Genomic DNA, 18635 nt, shown 5'->3' on the forward strand with positions numbered 1-18635 from the left:
CCCGGGCCGCGGAGCCGTCGCCCCGGCCCTCAGCCCGCGCCCGCTCTGTCGTCCCGGGCCTCAGCCCGCGCCCGCTCTGTGGCCCCGGGCCTCAGCCCGCGCCCGCCGTCGCCCTGGCCCTCAGCCGGCGGCCCCCTGCCTCCGAAGCCTCAGCCGGCCCGCCCGATGTGGTCGCGCAGCCAGTGGTAGCTGGCCTTGGGCGTGCGCCGCTGGGTCTGGTAGTCGACGTGCACGAGCCCGAAGCGCGCCGCGTAGCCGCGCGCCCACTCGAAGTTGTCGATCAGCGACCAGCAGAAGTACCCGCGCACGTCCACGCCCGCGGCGATCGCCCGCCGGGCCGCGGCCAGGTGGTCGCGCAGGTAGTCCACCCGGCCCTGGTCGTCCAACTCGTCCCGTCCCCCGTAGCCGTTCTCGGTGATCAGGACCGGCGGCAGCGCCGGGTAGCGGGCGGCCAGCCCGGTGAGGGTCTCGTACAGCCCGTCCGGCTCGACCGGCCAGCCCAGCCCGTTGGTGCGCCCGCCCTCGGGGGTCACGCCGGTCACCCCGAGGTCGAACGCGGAGCGCCGCGCGGGGTCGGGCTCGTCGTAGGGCGCCGCCGCGGCGTGGATCCGGTAGTAGTAGTTCAGGCCGAGGAAGTCCAGCGGGGCGCCGATGACGGCCAGGTCGCCGTCCGCGCGGAAGGAGAAGTCGCTGATGTGCCCGAAGGTCTCGGCCATGTCGGCGGCGTAGGCGCCGCCGAACAGCGGCTCGGTGAACTGCCGGTTGACCAGCAGGTCCATCCGGCGGGCCGCCGCGTGGTCCTCGGGGGTGCCGGCGGCCGGCGCGGTGGGCGACATGTTGATCGTCACGCCGACCCGCTCGTCCCCCCGCGTGCGCAGCCGCGGCACGGCCAGGCCGTGGGCGAGCAGCAGGTGGTGGGCGGCGGCCAGGGCGCCGTGGCCCTCCTTGGCGCCCGGGGCGTGCCGTCCCTCGCCGTAGCCGACGATCGAGGAGCAGTACGGCTCGTTGAGGGTGATCCAGTGGCGGACGCGGTCGCCGAGCGCGCCGTGCACGATCTCGGCGTAGTCGGCGAACCGCTCGGCGGTGTCGCGGGCCCGCCAGCCGCCGAGGTCCTCCAGCGCCTGCGGCAGGTCCCAGTGGTACAGGGTCACGTACGGCTCGATGCCGCGTTCGAGCAGCGCGTCGGCCAGGCGCCGGTAGAAGTCCAGGCCGCGCTCGTTGACCTGGCCGGAGCCGGTGGGCAGCACCCGCGGCCAGGCCACCGAGAACCGGTAGGCGTCCACGCCGAGGCCCGCCATCAGCTCGATGTCCTCCGGCCAGCGGTGGTAGTGGTCGCAGGCCACCTCGCCGGTGTCCCCGCCGGCGACCGCGCCCGGGACGCGGCAGAAGACGTCCCAGATGGACGATCCTCGCCCGTCCTCGTCCGCCGCGCCCTCGATCTGGTAGGCGGCGGTCGCCGTGCCCCAGACGAATCCGGGCGGGTAGGCCGCCGGGCCCGCCTGCCGTCCCTGTGTCACGCTCATCCCTCGATCGCTCCTGACGTGGTCCGCCGATGCCGCGCCGCCCCGCGCCTCGCGGGGCGGGTGCGGTCGCCAGAACGGTACCGGCCGCCGGGAGGGCCCGCGGGGCCGGGACATCGTTAACCACTCCGCCACTTCGGGTACAAATCTCGCCATTAGCGTGCCCCGCGACGACGAGAGACTTGGGGTGTGCCCGATGGTGAGGAAGATCATGGCCGGCGCGCTGGCCGTTCTGGCGGGCGGGGTGGCGCTGGTCGCCCTGCGGCCGGAGATCGCGACGGCCGACAGGCGGGGGCACGAGCAGCGCGGCGCGCTGGTGATCGGGCACCGGGGCGCGAGCGCGATCCGGCCCGAGCACACGCTGTTGTCCTACGAGGCGGCCATCAAGCTCGGGGCCGACTACATCGAGCCCGACCTGGTGTCCACCAAGGACCACGTGCTGGTGGCGCGGCACGAGAACGAGATCTCCCAGACCACCGACGTCGCCGCCCACCCCGAGTTCGCGGGACGCAGGACGACCAAGACGATCGACGGCACGCCGGTGACGGGCTGGTTCACCGAGGACTTCACGCTGGCGGAACTGCGCACGCTGCGGGCCAAGGAGCGCATCCCCGACCTGCGGCCGGACAACACCGCCTTCGACGGGCTCGCGCAGATCCCGACGTTCGAGGAGGTCGTCCAACTGGCGCAGAAGAACGGCGTGGGCGTCTACCCCGAGACCAAGCACCCGTCCTACTTCGCCTCGATCGGCCTGCCTCTGGAGGAGCCGCTGCTGGCCACCCTCAGGCGGTACGGCTGGGACGGCGAGCGGGCGCCGGTGTTCGTCCAGTCGTTCGAGACCGGCAACCTCAAGCGGCTGCGAGCGCTGACCCGGCTGCGGCTGGTCCAGCTCATCAACTCCAGCGGCGCGCCGTACGACCTGGTGGCGGCCGGCGACCCGCGCACCTACGCCGACCTGGTCACCCCCGAGGGCCTGCGGGAGATCTCCCGGTACGCCGACGCGGTGGGCGTGGCGACCAGCCGCATCGTGCCGACCGGCGCGGACGGCCGGCTGCTGGCGCCGACGAGCCTGATCAAGGACGCGCACCGCCGCGGGCTGCTGGTGCACACCTGGACGATCCGCCCGGAGAACTCGCAGCTGCCGGTCGACTACCGGCTCGGCGACCCGGCCAGCGCCGCCTTCGCCGGCGCGACCGGCGACGTCATGGGCTGGCTGGAGCGGCTGCTGACGCTCGGGGTTGACGGGGTGTTCTCCGACGACCCGGGCATCGCCCGCGCGGTCCGCGACCGCCTGCTGGAGGACTGAGCCCGGCCGGCCCGCTCGCGGGCCGACCGGAAAGCCGGTAGGAAGGCTCCCGGGTCTCCCGGAAGCTCCCCGCCCCCGGGAGCCGTCCGGCCCTCCGGGGGCGTTCGCATGTCCGACGCCCATGGATGGTCGATCTTATCCTTCACATATATCCGTAGATCAGAGTCTTTGAGTCGATCGTCCCATTTGTGCTTTATCGCGGGTGGTGACCGGGTACCAGACGCTTAGCAGGACACCCCGGTGATCGGAGACACGGAGGTCCGCAGGCGGTCAACCCATCCCATCGGTCCGCTCGATCTCGCCGAGGCCGCAGGACGGCCCGGCCGCACCTCACCACCGCGAGGCCCGAGGCCTCGTCAACGGCCCCTACATCCTGACCTTGCCCACCCAGCCCGTCCCTGACGGGAGGGCACGGGTACGCCGCCCGTCCGCCACCGCTCGCACGGCCGCGTCCGGCCGCGCGCGATCGCGCCCGCCTCGCGCGGGCGGCCACCGCCGCGCACCTCGCGCGCGCCGCCACAGGTCGCTCCCACGCCACCGCACGCCCCACGACCTTCGTCGACCCTTGCGAACCCGCGCGAACCGCCGTGAATCCTCGTGAACCGTCGTGAACGAAGGAGGCCGTCCAGCTTCGCCGCCGACCGTCCCACCCGCCAAGGAGGGCCCATGACCGGTACGGAGAACAGCGACGCGCGGGTCCGCGGCCCGGCGGAGGTGGAGGAGTTCGCACGGCGGTGCTTCCAGGGCACCCCCGGCGACCGCGTCGGCGTCGAGCTGGAGTTCCTGGTCTTCGACCGCGAGGACCCCTCCCGGCACGTCCGGGTCGAGCGGACCGCCGAGGCGCTCCCCACGCTCGCCGGAGGCAGCGCCGTGAGCTTCGAGCCCGGAGGCCAGCTGGAGCTGTCCGGCCCGCCCGGCGCCCTGCCCGACGCCGTGCGAGCCCTGGCCGCCGACGTCGCCTCCGTCCGCGCGGCCCTGCACGAGGAGGGGCTGGTGCTGGCCGGGATGGGCCTGGACCCGGTGCGGACGCCGCTGCGCCAGCTACGCCAGCCCCGCTACGAGGCGATGGCCGAGCTGCTCGGCGTGCCCTACGGGCCGATCATGATGTGCCTGACCGCGTCGGTCCAGGTCAACGTGGACTTCGGCGCACGGCCCGCGGAGCGCTGGGATCGCGCCGTGCGCCTCGGCCCGCTGCTCAGCGCCTGCTTCGCCAACTCCCCCATCCTGGACGGGCGCCCGTGCGGGTGGATGTCGGGCCGCCAGGCCGTGTGGCTGCACCTGGACCCGACCCGCACCCACCCGGTCGTCTCCGGCGACGACCCGGCCGCGGCGTGGGCGCGCTACTTGATGGACGCCCGCCTCATGCTCGTCCCGGAGAAACGCCCGCGCCGCACCACCCCGCCGAACCGGGCCACCTTCGGCCGGTGGCTGAAGGCGCCCCGCCTCGGCGGCCACCCGCCCACGGCCGCCGACCTGGCCTACCACGCGACGACGGTGTTCCCGCCGGTCCGGCCGCGCGGATGGCTGGAGATCCGCTACCTGGACGCCGTGCACCCCCGCTGGTGGCCGGCCTGCGTCGCGGTGACCTCGGCGCTGCTGCTGGACGACCGGGCCGCCGGCGCCGCGCTCGCCGCGGCCGAGCCCTTCGCCGGCCGCTGGTGGCAGTGCGCGCAGGCCGGCCTCGGCGACCCGCGGATCAGGCGCGCCGCGGAGACCTGTTTCCTGGCCGCCGCCGAGGCGCTGCCCCGCCTGGGCGCCGGGCCCGGCCTGGTCGCGGGCGTGGAGTCCTTCGCCGAGCGTCACGTGGTGCCCGGGCGCTCGCCGGCGCTGGACCTGCTGCGCGCCCGCGACCGGGGCACGGGCCCGCTGCCCTGGACCGGCGAGGAGGTGCCGGCGTGAGCGGGCTGAAGGAGCGGATCGCCGCCGAACTCGAGGCGGGACGGGCCAGGTCGCTGGCCTACACCGACGTGGACGACGAGGTGCTGGTGCGCCAGCACTCCCCCATCATGTCCCCCCTGGTGTGGGACCTGGCCCACGTCGGCAACTACGAGGAGCTGTGGGTGCTGCGCGAGGCCGGGGGGCTGACCCCGCTGCGCCCGGAGATCGACGAGATGTACGACGCGTTCGCCCATCCCCGCGGGGAGCGGCCCGCGCTGCCGCTGCTGCGCCCGGACGAGGCCCGCGCGTACATCGCCGGCGTGCGGGGGCGGGTGCTGGACGTGCTGGACGCCGCCGACCTGTCCCGCCCGGACCCACTGTGCTCGCAGGGCCTGGTGTTCGGGCTGGTCATGCAGCACGAGCACCAGCACGACGAGACGATGCTGGCCACCTTGCAGCTGTGCGGGCTGCCGGGGCTGGTGCGCGACGGCGACCTGCCCGCCGGACGGCCGGCGGGCGCCGCCGAGGTGCTGGTCCCGGCCGGCCCGTTCACCGCCGGGACCGGCACGCTGCCGTGGGCCTACGACAACGAGCGGCCCGCCCACCGGGTCGACCTGCCGGCCTACTGGATCGACCGCTTCCCGGTGACCTGCGGCGCCTACGCCGCGTTCCTCGACGACGGCGGCTACGAGGACCCGCGCTGGTGGAGCCCGGGCGGCTGGGAGTGGCGGGTCCGCCGGGAGGTCCGGGCGCCGCTGTTCTGGACGCGCGAGGCCGGCGCGTGGTGGCGCACCCGGTTCGGGCGGCCCGAGCCGGTGCCCGCCGAGGAGCCGGTGCAGCACGTGAGCTGGTTCGAGGCCGACGCCTACGCCCGCTGGGCCGGCCGGCGGCTGCCCACCGAGGCCGAGTGGGAGAAGGCGTGCGGATGGGACCCCCACGCCGGACGGGCCCGCGCCTACCCGTGGGGGGACGCCGAGCCCGGGCCCCGGCACGCCAACCTCGGGCACAGGGCGTCGCGGCCCGCGCCCGTGGGCGCCTTCCCCTCCGGGGCGAGCCCGTGCGGCGCCGAGCAGATGATCGGGGAGGTGTGGGAGTGGACCTCGTCCTGCTTTCTGCCCTACCCGGGCTTTCGCGCCTTCCCCTACCGGCAGTACAGCGAGGTGTTCTTCGGCGACCACTACCGGGTGCTGCGCGGCGGCTCGTGGGCCACCCATCCCTCGGCGGTCCGCACGACGTTCCGCAACTGGGACCTTCCGCACCGCCGGCAGATCTTCGCCGGGTTGCGGTGCGCCCGCCCGGCCGCGCCCGGGGAGGCGTAGATGTGCCGGCACGCGGCCTGGCTCGGCGCCCCGCGCCCGCTGGCGTCGCTGCTGCGCGACCCCGGGAACGGCCTGCTGCGCCAGTCGTACGCGCCGCGCCTGCAACGGTGCGGCGCGGTCAACGCCGACGGGTTCGGCGTCGGCTGGTACGACGCCCACCGCCGTGAGCCGGTGCGCTACCGGCGCTCGGTGCCCATCTGGTCCGACGCCAACCTCCCCGGGCTGGCCGCGATCGCCCGCTCGGGCTGCCTGATGGCGGCGGTCCGCTCGGCCAGCCCGGGCATGCCGGTCGAGGAGACGGCGACCGCGCCGTTCACCGAGGGGCCGTGGCTGCTCAGCCACAACGGGCGGGTGTCGCGGTCCGCGCTCGGCCCGCTCATCGACGGCCGGGAGCCCGAGAGCGCCTGCGACTCGGCGTGGGTGGCCGCGGCGGTGTTCGCCCGGCTCGGCCGGGGCGCCCCGCTGTGCGAGGCGGTGGGCGAGGTGGTGGCGGGCGCCGGGACGGCCGACCCCGGGGCCCGGCTCAACCTGCTCGTCAGCGACGGGGACGCGGTGGCCGCGACCGCGTGGAACGAGACCCTGTTCGTCCACCTCGGCCAAGGGGTGCTGCTGGCCAGCGAGCCGCTGGACGAGCGTCCCGGCTGGGAGCCGGTCCCGGACCGGCACCTGGTGCTGGCCACCCCCGACGGCGTCCGCGCCGACCCTCTCTGACCGGCCCGCCCAACCGTCACACCAGGAGGCCCGCGTGTCCGTCACCCAGATCCCGCTGCCGTTCCTGTACACGGTCAACCACCTCGGCCCCGACCACCTGCGCCGCGCGCTCGCCGAGGACGTCCGCGCCGGGCTCACCTCGGCGCCCAAGTGGCTGCCGCCCAAGTGGTTCTACGACGCCACCGGGAGCGAGCTGTTCTCCCGGATCACCCGGCTGCCGGAGTACTACCCGGCGCGCCGGGAGACGGCCATCCTGCGCGAGCACGCCGAGGAGATCGCCGCGCTGTCCGGCGCCGACACGCTGGCCGAGCTCGGCTCGGGCACCAGCGAGAAGACCGGGCTGCTGCTGGGCGCGCTGTCGCGGGCCGGCACGCTGAAGACCTACATGCCGGTCGACGTGGACGCCGCCACCCTGGACGCGGCGGCCCGCCGGGTCGCCTCCGCCCATCCCGGCCTGGCCGTGTGGGCGATCTGCGCCGACTTCGAGCGGCACCTGGCCCGGTTGCCGCGCATCGGCCGGCGGCTGGTCGCCTTCCTCGGCGGCACCGTCGGCAACCTCGACGACCGGGCGCGGGCGTCGTTCCTGTCGGAGCTGAACGCCACCCTGTCCCCCGGCGACGGCCTGCTGCTGGGCGCCGACCTGGTGAAGGACACCGGGCGGCTGGTGGCCGCCTACGACGACGGCGCCGGGGTGACGGCGGCCTTCAACCGCAACGTGCTCGCCGTGATGAACCGCGAGCTCGGCGCCGACTTCGCCCCGCAGGCCTTCGAGCACGTCGCCCTGTACGACGGCCGGCTGCACCGCGTCGAGATGCGGCTGCGGGCCACCCGTCCCATGCGCGTCCACTTCCGCGAGCCGGCGCTGACGGTGCCCTTCCGGGCCGGGGAGGAGATGCGCACCGAGATCAGCACGAAGTTCTACCGCTACCGGCTGGAGCGCGAGTTGCAGCGCGCCGGGTTCGCGGTGTCCCGCTGGTACACCGACCCCGCGCAGGACTTCGCCGTGGTCCTGGCCTTCGTCCCGGAACCGCGCGGAGGTGGAGCCGACCGCCACCACACATAACTTTGTGGAATTTTCCTGACATTGACCACATCTGGCGGTTTCTGGGGAACAAACCATAAGAGGCGAGGGATTCCGGCAAGCAGGGAAACCCATGGCTCCGTGCCGGTATGCGGTCGAAATGGTGGTGGCCCGCGCCCCGCCCCTGGTGAACGGGCATCCCTCAGCGGGTCACCCCATGCGGCCTTTGCCGCGAACCGGATATATGCTTTGACATCACTCTGGCGTTTCGCCGTCGGTATCCCTCGACGCGTATACCGCAAGACCGGCCGAGGAGGTTCGCAGGGTGTCGGCGCAGGAAAGACGCCTCTCGGCGATCGGGGAGGCCGCGGCCGGTGTCCTCCGCACCACGGCCTACCACCTCGTCCGCGCCGAAGACGTCGCCGCGGCCGTACGGCTCTCCCGCGAGGGCCACAGCGGGCGGCGCAGCGCGGTCTGGCTCTACAACGAGGTCAAGAGCCGCAGGGTGCTGGTGGCCCTCGCCCTGGACCACGCCTTCGCCGAGTTCGCCGAGCGCAACGGCCCGCAGGAGCCGCCCTCGGTGCCGGCCAGCCTGGTAGAGGCGCGCGACCAGGTCACCCAGGCGCTGCTGCTGGTCGCCCGCTTCCACCGCGCCGAGTCCTTCCTCACCCAGCAGGTCCAGCTCGGCATCGGCGACATCGCCACCTCCGAGAAGCGCCAGTCCGCGCCGCAGGAGCCGCCGAGCTGGCCCGGCAGCGCGATCGGGCGGGTCGCCTCCGCCGGCTGGGCCGGCCGCGTGCTGGCCTACGCCCGCCATCTGGCCCCCGTGCTCGCGGCGGCGGCCCAGGCGGTGTGCCCGCCGCCGCCCGGATGGGCGGAGTCCTGCGCCGAGAAGCTCTCCGACCTGGCCTTCGACGCCCTCACCGACGACCCCGACGGTCCGGTGGACCGTCAGGCGGCGGCGCTGGGCGCCCACTGGTACGAGCGGCACCTGGTGCCCCTCGCGGGGTCGTGGATCAACGACCTGGACGTGGCCGAACGCGTCCTGGACCTGGCCCGCCGCTCGGCGCCCGGCACCCGGGCCGAGACCGACGCCCAGGCCGGCGTCCTGCGCTCGGTCGCCGACACCGGCATCCTGCTGCGCCGCGCCGCCGACGAGGCCGCCGAGCTGACGCGCCTGCTGCCCCGGCCGGGCGAGCCGGGCGGCGACCTGAGCTCGCTCTGCGACGTGCACGGCCGCCGTGGCCTGGCCCTGGCCAGGTACGGCGACCTCGAGGCCGCACGCGCGTGCCTCATGGACTGCCTGGCCGTCGCCGAGAACGAGCTGGCCGCGCGGGAGCCGGCCGAGGGCGTCGCGTACGCCGCCCGGGCGCGGCACAACCTCGGCGAGCTGCTGATGGAGGCCGGCCGGCCCGCCGAGGCCGCCCAGCTGATCGAAAGGGCCCGGTCGGCCCGCGCCGAGGGCGCCGCCCCCGGCGCGGGCCTGTCCCCGGCCTGGCGCCGCTACACCGTGACCGCCCAGGCGGCCGCCCGCGCGGCGGCGCGCTCCGGCGACGTCGTGGCAGGGCTGCGCCTGGCCGAGGCCGTGGTCGCCGACCGGCAGGCCCGCCTCGGCGAGCCGGGCGACATCAACGTGGTGGCCGCGCGGGTGTCGCTCGCCGAGACCCTGCTGGAGGCGGGCCAGCCGATCGAGGCGCGCCACCTGCTCCAGGAAGCCCGCCGCCACCGCGCCGAACTGCTGCAGCCGATCGCCTACTGGCCCAACTACGACACCGTGCGCCTCGCCCAGGTGGAGCTGGCCCTGCGCGAGCCCGCCACCGTCCTGCGGCTGCTCGAACGCTCCCCCGTCCTTTCAGAGTGGTTCGCCGCGCACGTGTCGTTCCGGCTGTGGGCCGAGGCGCGCATCGCGCACGGGCTGGCCACCGCCCTGGCCGGCGACGCGGCGGCGGCGCGCGGCGCCCTGGCCGAGCTGGCCGGCCGGCTGGAGGGGGGCCCGGGCGGCGAGGCCCTCACGGCCGCCGCGCGGCGTGCCCTGGCCGAGGCCGAACTCATGGGAGGCGACGCCGAGACCGCCGCCGGCCTGCTGACCAGGGTGCGGGAGTGCGAGGCCGTCCCGGGCGATCCCCCGGGCCGCGCGCGGACGCTGCTGCTCGCCGCCCGCTGCGAGGACGCCCGCGGCGACGACGCGGCGGCCGGCCGCCACCGCGCCGCGCTCGCGGCCCTGGCCGGGGGCGGGCTGGACCCGTCGCATCCGCTGCTACTGGAGGGCCGCTACGACGAGGCGGTGCGCCGCTTCGAGACCGGCCGCTTCGAGGGCCTGGACGCCCTGCTCGCCCCGCTGCTGGACCGCACTCCCCTCGCCCACGGCCGGCCGGCCCTGGGCGAGGGGCATCCGCTGCTGCTCAAGGCCATGGTGCTCGCCGACCGCAGCGGCGCCGTCCACCTGCCGCGCGTCCCGCGCCAGGTGCTGTGGGAGGACGCCTGAACCGCCGCGCCTGACGGGCACCGCTATGCCGTGACGGGGCCGGACGGCCCGACCGGCCGGTCGCCGCGCAGCGTGATGCGGTGCATGACGCGGTGCGCGGCGCCGTAGTCGCGGTTGGCGTAGTGGGAGGTGCTGCGGTTGTCCCACATGGCCACGTCGCCGGCCCGCCACCGGTGACGCACGATGTGCTCGGGCTTTGGTCAGATGGGCGTAGAGCAGGTCGAGGATGCCGCGGCTCTCGGCCTCGGAGACGCCGACGATGTGGGAGGTGAAACCGGGGTTGACGAAGATGCCCTTGCGCCCGGTCTCGGGGTGGACGCGGACCACCGGATGCTCCACCGGGTCAAGGCGGGTGACGGTCTCGCCCTCCCACACGTTGCCCCTGCCGCCGCGCCGCTGGGCGAGGTAGTAGCCGAACTCCCGGTTGCCGTCGTGCACCGCGGTCAGCCGGTCCACCAGGTCGCGCACCGGCCGCGACAGCGAGTCGTAGGCGAGCTGGCCGTCGGCCCAGCTGGTGTCGCCGCCGGACTCCGGCAGCCGCACGGCGCGCAGGATGGAGCCGAGCGGCGGGCGCGGCATGAAGGTGACGTCGGTGTGCCACACGTCCGCGAAGCCGTTGTCCGCGCTGTCGATGGCGTAGATCTCCGGGTGGGCCTCGTCCACGCCGGCGACGACCGGGTGGGAGGGGGTCAGCTCGCCCAGCCGCCGCCCGAGGGCGATCTGGCCGTCCTCGTCGAGGCCCTGTCCCCTGAAGAACAGCACCTTGCGCTCGACGAGCGCGGCCCGCACGGCGGCCAGCTCGGCGTCGGTCGCGGCGGCCAGGTCCAGCCCGAGGACCTCGGCCCCGAAGGCGGGTCCGAGCGGGTCGAGCGTCAGCGTCGCGGCCGGGTGCTCTGTGGTGGAGGTCATCTCGTTGCTCCGTTCCGGTCGTACGGCGGTGCGGTGGGTGGCCGCCGGGTCAGGCGGCGGCGCGGACGGCGTGGCCGATCTCGGCGCGCAACGCGGCGTACCGTGGCAGGCCGCGCAGCTCGTCGGGTTCCAGCCCGGTCCTCGGTAGGTCGACCTCGACGTCGAGGGCGACGCGCCCGGGGCGGGCGCTCAGCACGATGACGCGGCTGCCGAGGAACACCGCCTCGTCGATGCTGTGGGTGACGAACACCGATGTGCGTCCGGTCTCGGCGCTCATCCGGCGCAGGTCCTCCTGCAGCCGCTCGCGGGTGAGGGCGTCCAGCGCGGCGAACGGCTCGTCGAGCAGCAGCAGCGGGTCGTCGCCGGCCAGGGCGCGGGCGATCGCGACGCGCTGCCGCTGGCCGCCGGAGATCTCCCAGACGCGGCGGGCGGCGACATCGTGCAGGCCCACCCGCCGCAGCAGCTCCCCAGCCCTTCGGGGGCGCTCCTGGCGGGGCACCCCGGCGTAGCGCAGCGCGAGCTCGACGTTGCCGCCGACGGTCTTCCAGGGGAACAGCCGCGGCTGCTGGAACACGACGCCGGCCCCCTTGCCGGGCACCGGCGCGGCGCCGGCGACGCGGACCGTCCCGGCGGTGGGCGGCTCGAAGCCGGCGACCAGCCGCAGCAGGGTGGTCTTGCCGCAGCCCGAGGCGCCGACCAGGACCAGGAAGGCGCCGTCGGCGACGGTCAGCGACAGCGGCCCGAGCGCGGCGACGGCGCTCGCGCCCCGGCCGTAGACGTGCTCCACCTCGCGCACCTCCACGGCGGCGGCACGCTCGGAGGGGCGGGCGGTGTCCGGGGCCGCCGTGCCCGTGGTGTCAGGAGAGGGCATCGGGGAGCCCCTTGTTGTAGATGGCGTCGCCCACGGTCGCGAGGTCGGGCACCGCGTCGATCTTCTGCTGGGACTTCAGGAACTCCGCGGCGCTGAGCAGGTCGCGGGCGAGGCCGCCGGGCTTGCCGGGCGTGCCCAGCCACTCGGGGCCCGGCAGGTCGGCGGGCTTGAGGAAGACGCCGAGGTCGAGCTGGTGCCCGGCGTCGGCGGGGCTGATGTTGAGCTCGGCTCCGACGGCCGCCGCCGCGGCGGCGCGGTCGCTCGCGAGCAGGTCCAGCGCCCTGGCCTCGGCCTTGCGCCAGGCGTCGACCGCGTCGGGGTGGGCCTGCGCGAACGCGGTGGACACCACACCGAGGTCCAGGGTGGGCTTGCCCGCCGTGGCCAGCTCGCGGCTGGTCACCAGCACCTTGCCGTTCTTCTTCAGGGTGTCCAGCACCGGCAGCCACACGTAGGCCGCGTCGATGTCGCCGCGCGTCCAGGCCGCCAGGATGTCCTGCGGCTCCAGGTCGACGACGGTCAGCTCCGACTCGCGTACCTTGGCCCGGTCCAGGGCGGCGAGCAGGCTGTAGTGGGAGGTGGAGGCGAAGGGGCTGGCCACCTTCTTGCCGCGCAGCCCGGCCACCGAGGTGACGCCGCTGCCGTCGCGGGCGACCAGGGCCTCGTTGTCACCGGCCACGTCCAGCACGAAGGCCACCTGGTAGGGGATGTTCAGCGGCGCCGACAGCCCGCGGGCCACCGGGCTGGAGCCGATGGCGGCGATGTCGACGCTCTTGGCGACGAACGCGGTGTTGATGTCGGCGCCGGAGTCGAACTTGGTCCAGGTGATGCGGTAGCCGGGCAGCGCCTCCTCCAGCCAGCGCTTGTTCTTCACGATGAGGTCGCCGCTGGGGAAGGCCTGGTAGGCCAGGCGGATGGTCTTGCCCGCCGCGGAGGCGCCGCCGCCGGGCCCGCCCGAGGCGGTGCCGTCACCGCAGGCGGCCAGCAGGCAGGCCGCCAGGGCGATCGCGGCGAGGGGCAGCAGGCGGCGCGGGCCTGTTCCGGTCATTTCGGGGGGTTTCCTTTCAGGGCGCGGCTCAGGCGCGGCCGCGCCAGGGGATGAGCCTGTGCTCCAGCAGGCGCAGGGCGCCGTCGATCAGCAGGCCGGAGATGCCGATGGCGAGCAGCCCGAGCACCACGACGTCGGTCTGCAGGTAGCGCTGGGCGTCGCGGACCATGCCGCCGATGCCGGGAACGCCGTTGATGGTCTCCGCCGCGACGACCGAGGAGTAGGCGATGCCCACGGCCAGCCGCACGCCGGTGAAGATCTCCGGCAGGGCGCTGGGCAGCACGACGTCGCCGATGACGTCCCGCCGCCGCGCGCCGAGGGCCCGCGCCGCCTCCACCAGCTCCCCGGGGGCGCCGTAGACGGCCGACGCGGTGGCGACGGCGACCGGCGGGAGCGCGGCGATGGTCAGCAGCCACAGCTTGGGGCTCTCGTCGATGCCGAACCAGATGACCAGCAGGCTGAAGTAGGCCAGCGGCGGCAGGGCGCGGACGAAGGTGACCACCGGCTCGGCCACCACGCGGATCCAGGACACGGTGCCCATGACCACGCCGAGCGCGAGCCCGGCCGCGACGCCGAGCACCGAGCCGATCAGGATGCGGCGCAGGCTGACCGCCAGGTGCTCCACGAGCAGGTGGCCGCTGTACCCCCGGACGCCGTCGTGGACGGTCGAGGTGAGCACGAGCTGGTCCCACACCGCCCTGGGCGGCGGGATGAAGGAGGGGTTGCGCATGGCGACGGCCGCGAGCTGCCACAGCACCAGCAGGACCACCAGCGACAGCAGGCGCGCGCCGAGCCGGCGCACCCGTCCCCGGCGAGCCTTCCGCGCGCCCGCCGACGGTCCGGGACCGCGCTCCACGCCCGCGCCGCCGGTCCGGGCGGGACCGGACGCGCCCACGGCATCGGAGCGAACGGACACCGACGAGCTCACCGGCTCCCCCACCGACAGACCACCATCTTCATGGGTATTTCCTACCGTAAATACATGAATAGCGCAACGGTCTCGCCCGGCCCCGCGGTCAGGGCGCGATGCGCACCGGAAAGACCGCACGGCAGGACGGCGTCAACGCGGGACGGGCCGAAGTGTGCTCAGGAGTAGACGACGAGATCCATGGCGCTGGTGATGGGCCCACTGTCCGGGGAGCGGGCGGCGTCCTTCCTCAAGCGTTCGAGCCCCTCGGCGAACCGGTCGTCGCTCAGGCGGCGCAGCGGGCTGTGCGCACGCAGCGCCACCTGGCCGGCGAACGCGGCCAGGGTCGGCGCCGAGGTCTGGACGACCGTGTCGCGGCGCTCGGCGGCCATCCCGGCCCCTTCCAGCGCGCGCGTCAGGGCCGCCAGAGCACGGCCTCTCTCCTCGGCCAGGACGACGAGGTCGGGAAAGTAGGTATGGAACAGCGTCGTCCGTTCGGCGTCGTGGAAGGCGCCGCGGACGACGAGCCGGCCCCCCGGGACCAGAACGCGGCGCACCTCGGCGGCGCACCGGTCGAAGTCCTCGATGTGGTGGACCACCTGAGAGGCCCAGATCGCCTGGAAGGCCCGGGACGCGCATGGGACGGCCTCGGCCCGGCCGCCCACCACACCGACGTCCGGGCCGGCCGCGGCCGCCGCGGCCGCGCGCATCTCCGCCGAGGGCTCGACGGCGACCACCCGTACGGAGAAGTGCCCGGCCAGCGCGCGGGAGAAGCGCCCCGTGCCCGCCCCCAGGTCGAGCACCGGGCCCCCGGAGACGGCGATGCAGGGCGCCACGGCGCGCATCCACACGGCCACCGTCTCTTCGGGAAGCCGGCGACCGTCCACGTAGTTGCGCGCCAGCTCGCCGCGGAAACGGATCACCGCCGCGCCCACCGCTGCAGGGTGGCCTCGACCTGGTCCTCCTCGGCCCGCGGGGAGACGCCCCAGTGGCGGTAGGCGTTGTTGAGCTTCTCGGTGAGCTTGGCGACCAGCTCGGGCTCGGGTTCGGGGGCGGAGTCGGGATCCACGAACAGCTGGGCGTAGCGGACGGTGTCCACGACGGCCGACTTGATCTGCTCGTGTGCCAGGTAGACCTCCATGTCGTGCTCCCAGCCGAGGATGTGCCCGGGGGGCATGGCGCGGGCCCACAGCTCGACGACGCGGTCGCGCTCGGCGCGCAGATAGCCCATCTTGTGCAGGTGCACGGCCATCTCGTAGACCGGATCACCCCAGAGGGCGAGCTCCCAGTCGAGGAAGACCGTCCGCCCGTCGTCCACGATCATGTTCTTGCGGTGGATGTCGGCGTGCACGCACACCAGGGGGCGGGCGGTCATGCCCGGCCACAGCGCCTCGGCGGCGGCCACCGGGTCCGCCGGGACCTTGAACGCGGAGTACAGCCAGGCGTACTCGGTGGCGAAGCTGGAGTACACCCACCGCGTCAGGTCCGACAGCCGGCGCCCGAACCCCTGGGTGTCCTCTCCCACCGGCCAGTCGGGCGGCAGGGACGGGAGCTTCTCGCGCGGGATCTCGGCCAGCTGGGTGAGCAGCCGGACGACGTCCCCGGGCACATGCCCGGGGACCGGGACGCCGCGGGGGGCGAGGTCGTTGAGCACCCGGCCGTGGATGAACTGGTGCACCTGGAAGAGCGGGGCCGCAGAAGTGTGCAGCAGCCGCGGCGCGTCGGCGACATAGGGCGCGATCGCCGGCAGGACCTCATCCTCGCGCCACAGGCGCAGGTCCATGACGTCCGCGCCGTCGATGGGGATACGAACGTTCACGGGCCCGTCGGGCGTGGGCACGCGGACGTTCTTGTTGTAGTAACCGGCGGCGGCGTCCAAGTGCGCCCGGGCGGTCTCGTACAGTTCCATCGTCATCGGTGTCCTCCCAGGACCGATTCGATCAGATCGGCCATGCGGGACTCCAGTGCCGGAAGCGAGTCGAGCGGCTCTATCTGGCCGCGCGCCTCATCGGCAGCCCGAGCCACCTGCTCGTCGGGCAGGTCGATGCGCTCGAGCGTCTGGTGCGCGGCCACGATCAGCGTGGGGTAGACCTCCGAGGCGACGAACTCCTCGGCCGCCCAGACCAGCGCCCTGGCCGCCCGCTCGGGCGAGCCCTGCAGGACGTGCAGCAACGCGCGGAACAACTCGGCCCTGGCCCGGCCCGACCGGTAACCCGCCCGGTCGAGGTACTCGCAGGCCAGCGCGAAGGAGTCGGAGGACGCCCGCAGCTCGCCGAGGCGCATCTGCGCCAGGGCGAGCCCGGTGTAGGTCTTGCCGAGCTCGTGCAGCGCGGCGAGCTCCTGCTGCTGCGCGATCGCCTCGCCCGCCAGTCGCAGAGCCGCCGCCGGGTCGTCCCAGGCCGCCAGCTCGACCCGGTTGGTGGCGATGTTGGCCAACCCCACCACCGACCCCGACCGCGCGTAGCAGGCGTGGGCCTCCTCCAGCCGCACGGCGGCCTCGGCGAAGTCGAGGTGGAAACGGCGGCCGAGGTGCATCAGCCGCAGCACGTCACCGCGCAGCACCCAGTCGTCCTCGGGGGCGTCCCTCAGCACCTGCTCGGCCAGGGAGAACGCGGTGGCGAACCGGCCCTGCCACATGGGGACCTCGGCCACCCACAGCCCGGCGATCGGGCGGACCGGCCCCCGATGCCGCTCCCAGACGCGGGTGTAGACCCGGCCCGCCTCGGTGGTGTCGCCGGCGATGCGCATGGCGTGTGCCGCGGCCATCGCCAGCCGCGCCTGGGCCGTGCTGCCGACGGCGGGGGCCGGGCCGAGGTCGGCCAGCGCGGCGGCCTGCCCCGCGTCGCCCATGGTGATCGCGGCCTCGACGGCCAGACAGCGGGCGGCCTCCGCCAGCTCCCCGTGCAGGCCGAGTTCGGTCAGGTCGGCGAGGATGCCGTCGCCCGCCTGCTTGCCGCCGCGCCGGATGCTGCGGTCGGCGTAGTCCAGCAGGTCCTCGGCGCTCAGCGCCTCGGCGCGCACCCCGTGGTACACCGCCTCGCGCAGGGCCGTCCCGTCGCCCGCGGCGGCGCGGGCGTCCCAGGCGGCGCGCAGATGGGCGTGCACCTCTCGGGTGGCTTCGGGGCTGAGCCGCGCCCGCAGCGCGACCACCATCAACTGGTGGAGACGCAGGCCGTGCTCCCCGGCGGGGTAGACGAAGGAGTAGGCGGTGAGCGACTCCCACGTGAAGCGGTCGGCGGGCAGGTCGTAAGCCTGGGCGAGGGTGTGGAAGATCTCGAAGTCGAAGGTCCTGGCGACGCTCAGCAGCTCCAGCAGCCGCACCTCGGCGGGGGCGACGTGGTTGAGGAACCGCTGCAAGATCTCCTCCATGGACACCGCCCGCGCGTTGCCCGCCTGGGTGTCCAGCGCAAGATGCAGGTAGAAGGGCAGGCCCTGGGACGCCTGGGCGATGACGACGCCCTCGGAGATGCCGGCCTGCTGCAGCAGCTCCAGCCGGGCGTCCATCGGCAGCCCGTCCATCTTGCACTCGTTGACGATCTCGGCCCACTCGGGGTGGTGGACCTGCCAGCCGAGCGGCTCGCGGCTGCCCACGACCACCAGACCGCGATCGAGCTGGGCGATCAGGTCGCGCAGCCACGCGTCGGCGCTGGACACCCGCCCGGTCTTGACCGGGATGGGGACCAACGCCTCGTAGGCGTCGACGAAGACCACGCACGGCGTGCCGCCGGAGGCGCGCAGATCCTGTGCGAACAGGTAGGTGACCGCGTCCAGCACGTCGGTGTTGGACAGCTCGTCCAGCCGCTGGAGGACCTCGTCGTCCTTGATCACCCGGCGGTGACGGACCGAGGAGCGCGCACGCTGGGCGAGTTTCAGCAGCCCGACCGCGGTGCCGAACACCGGCAGGCCGGAGGTCTCGTCGAGGATCGAGGTGAGGATCTCGCTCTCGTCGGCGAACGGAAGCTCCGCCTGGCTGATCTTCAGGTGCGGATGCAGACGCTGCCACAGGACGGCGTAGGCGATGTCGAAGTGGTCGAAGATCACGCCCTGCCGGCCGAGCTCCATGCGCAGGACCGCGAGGGCGTCCTCCTGCTGGCGCATGGCGGGGACCTGGAGGTCGAGCAGCGCGGTGCGGCAGCCCTCCTGCTCCGCCCGCTTCTTGAGCTCACGCAGCAGCCGCGACTTGCCGATGCCGCCGACGCCGGTCACGTTGAAGACCCGTGGGCCCCGCGCGTCCCCGCGGTCGCGCAATTCCCTCATGAACGCCTCAAGAACGTCCTCGCGGTCGACGAACCGCCTGTCGAGTGCGGCCACCCGCCGGAACCTCGGCTGCAGTGACATCCGGTCTCCTGGGGGAGGGAGTGAATACCAGGGTCCGCCCTTGGCGATGCACATCCTAACCGCCATTTCGCGGGTGTCGGCGTCCTGCGCATGTCACGAAATATCGGGAGGTCGCAAAGGTGGCCCGGATTCTCTGCGGGGCTGGTGGGCGGTCGGTTCGTTCGTGGTGGGTGCCGGTCTCTGGGGAATGACGAAAGCGGGGGACACACGCGAATAGAGGGCGGCAAAGCCGGAGAAGAGGGACGAATACCGCTTATTACGGATAAGCGGCAGTAGGCACTATCAGTCGCATTCATCGGCGGGGACGGACGACGCCGGCCGTCCG

The 18635-nt window shown here is 74.3% G+C and carries 14 protein-coding genes and 1 pseudogene; 6 read left to right on the forward strand and 9 right to left on the reverse strand.

All coding sequences use genetic code 11. The annotated features are described in order from the left end of the window. Nucleotides 1-149: 149 nt before the first annotated feature. Nucleotides 150-1523, reverse strand: a complete 1374-nt coding sequence (locus ABZT47_RS25255) for a GH1 family beta-glucosidase (RefSeq protein ID WP_354846757.1) — start codon at nt 1521-1523, stop codon at nt 150-152. A 193-nt stretch (nt 1524-1716) separates the two neighbouring features. Here ABZT47_RS25255 and ABZT47_RS25260 point away from each other — a divergent pair, with 193 nt between their 5' ends. From ABZT47_RS25260 to ABZT47_RS25285, 6 genes are all read left to right on the forward strand, one after another. Further along, nucleotides 1717-2826, forward strand: a complete 1110-nt coding sequence (locus tag ABZT47_RS25260) for a glycerophosphodiester phosphodiesterase (protein ID WP_354846759.1) — start codon at nt 1717-1719, stop codon at nt 2824-2826. 666 nt (nt 2827-3492) lie between these two features. Next, nucleotides 3493-4725, forward strand: a complete 1233-nt coding sequence (locus ABZT47_RS25265; protein ID WP_354846762.1) for a glutamate-cysteine ligase family protein — start codon at nt 3493-3495, stop codon at nt 4723-4725. Further along, entirely contained in the window at nt 4722-6023 is a 1302-nt protein-coding gene (egtB, locus tag ABZT47_RS25270) for an ergothioneine biosynthesis protein EgtB (RefSeq protein ID WP_354846764.1), read from the forward strand. The genes ABZT47_RS25265 and egtB overlap by 4 nt, the downstream gene beginning before the upstream one ends. Beyond that, nucleotides 6024-6734, forward strand: coding sequence for an ergothioneine biosynthesis protein EgtC (gene egtC / locus ABZT47_RS25275; protein WP_354846767.1), 711 nt, complete (start codon nt 6024-6026; stop codon nt 6732-6734). Nucleotides 6735-6768: 34 nt separating this feature from the next. Next, on the forward strand, nt 6769-7797 hold the full coding sequence (gene egtD, locus ABZT47_RS25280; RefSeq protein ID WP_354846770.1) for an L-histidine N(alpha)-methyltransferase: 1029 nt from the start codon (nt 6769-6771) through the stop codon (nt 7795-7797). Nucleotides 7798-8080: 283 nt separating this feature from the next. Further along, the gene (locus tag ABZT47_RS25285; RefSeq protein WP_354846772.1) at nt 8081-10240 is read left to right on the forward strand and encodes a tetratricopeptide repeat protein; all 2160 of its coding nucleotides are present in this window, start codon (nt 8081-8083) and stop codon (nt 10238-10240) included. A gap of 23 nt (nt 10241-10263) precedes the next feature. Here ABZT47_RS25285 and ABZT47_RS25290 read toward each other — a convergent pair whose 3' ends face one another. From ABZT47_RS25290 to ABZT47_RS25325, 8 genes and pseudogenes are all read right to left on the reverse strand, one after another. Next, nucleotides 10264-10389: a hypothetical protein gene (locus ABZT47_RS25290; RefSeq protein WP_354846983.1), complete on the reverse strand. Its 126-nt coding sequence runs from the start codon at nt 10387-10389 to the stop codon at nt 10264-10266. Nucleotides 10390-10438: 49 nt separating this feature from the next. Continuing rightward, nucleotides 10439-11149, reverse strand: a pseudogene (locus ABZT47_RS25295) (TauD/TfdA family dioxygenase); the annotation flags it as partial. A gap of 49 nt (nt 11150-11198) precedes the next feature. Continuing rightward, nucleotides 11199-12020 carry an ABC transporter ATP-binding protein gene (locus ABZT47_RS25300; protein WP_354846775.1) on the reverse strand — a complete coding sequence of 274 codons (822 nt, stop codon included), beginning with the start codon at nt 12018-12020 and terminating at the stop codon, nt 11199-11201. After that, nucleotides 12007-13065, reverse strand: a complete 1059-nt coding sequence (locus tag ABZT47_RS25305) for a glycine betaine ABC transporter substrate-binding protein (RefSeq protein WP_354846778.1) — start codon at nt 13063-13065, stop codon at nt 12007-12009. Before ABZT47_RS25305 ends, ABZT47_RS25300 begins: the two co-directional genes overlap by 14 nt. A 28-nt stretch (nt 13066-13093) precedes the next feature. Further along, entirely contained in the window at nt 13094-13981 is an 888-nt protein-coding gene (locus ABZT47_RS25310) for an ABC transporter permease (RefSeq protein ID WP_354846781.1), read from the reverse strand. A 170-nt stretch (nt 13982-14151) separates the two neighbouring features. After that, nucleotides 14152-14907 carry a class I SAM-dependent methyltransferase gene (locus ABZT47_RS25315; RefSeq protein WP_354846783.1) on the reverse strand — a complete coding sequence of 252 codons (756 nt, stop codon included), beginning with the start codon at nt 14905-14907 and terminating at the stop codon, nt 14152-14154. Beyond that, nucleotides 14892-15887 (reverse strand): aminoglycoside phosphotransferase family protein, encoded by a 996-nt coding sequence (locus tag ABZT47_RS25320; protein ID WP_354846786.1) that lies wholly within the window; start codon nt 15885-15887, stop codon nt 14892-14894. The genes ABZT47_RS25315 and ABZT47_RS25320 overlap by 16 nt, the downstream gene beginning before the upstream one ends. Next, nucleotides 15884-18310, reverse strand: a complete 2427-nt coding sequence (locus ABZT47_RS25325; RefSeq protein ID WP_354846788.1) for an ATP-binding protein — start codon at nt 18308-18310, stop codon at nt 15884-15886. Before ABZT47_RS25325 ends, ABZT47_RS25320 begins: the two co-directional genes overlap by 4 nt. Nucleotides 18311-18635 lie beyond the last annotated feature (325 nt).

It is taken from the genome of Sphaerisporangium sp. NPDC005289 (assembly GCF_040607455.1).
In the GTDB taxonomy this organism is placed as follows: Bacteria; Actinomycetota; Actinomycetes; order Streptosporangiales; family Streptosporangiaceae; genus Sphaerisporangium; species Sphaerisporangium rhizosphaerae.

What these genes read in the sequence shown, in the direction of transcription:
- ABZT47_RS25255 (WP_354846757.1), bottom strand. Translation starts at nt 1,523, where the DNA reads ATGAGCGTGACACAGGGACGGCAGGCGGGCCCGGCGGCCTACCCGCCC.
- ABZT47_RS25260 (WP_354846759.1), top strand. Translation starts at nt 1,717, where the DNA reads ATGGTGAGGAAGATCATGGCCGGCGCGCTGGCCGTTCTGGCGGGCGGG.
- ABZT47_RS25265 (WP_354846762.1), top strand. Translation starts at nt 3,493, where the DNA reads ATGACCGGTACGGAGAACAGCGACGCGCGGGTCCGCGGCCCGGCGGAG.
- egtC (WP_354846767.1), top strand. Translation starts at nt 6,024, where the DNA reads ATGTGCCGGCACGCGGCCTGGCTCGGCGCCCCGCGCCCGCTGGCGTCG.
- ABZT47_RS25290 (WP_354846983.1), bottom strand. Translation starts at nt 10,389, where the DNA reads ATGTGGGACAACCGCAGCACCTCCCACTACGCCAACCGCGACTACGGC.
- ABZT47_RS25300 (WP_354846775.1), bottom strand. Translation starts at nt 12,020, where the DNA reads ATGCCCTCTCCTGACACCACGGGCACGGCGGCCCCGGACACCGCCCGC.
- ABZT47_RS25305 (WP_354846778.1), bottom strand. Translation starts at nt 13,065, where the DNA reads ATGACCGGAACAGGCCCGCGCCGCCTGCTGCCCCTCGCCGCGATCGCC.
- ABZT47_RS25320 (WP_354846786.1), bottom strand. Translation starts at nt 15,887, where the DNA reads ATGACGATGGAACTGTACGAGACCGCCCGGGCGCACTTGGACGCCGCC.
- ABZT47_RS25325 (WP_354846788.1), bottom strand. Translation starts at nt 18,310, where the DNA reads ATGTCACTGCAGCCGAGGTTCCGGCGGGTGGCCGCACTCGACAGGCGG.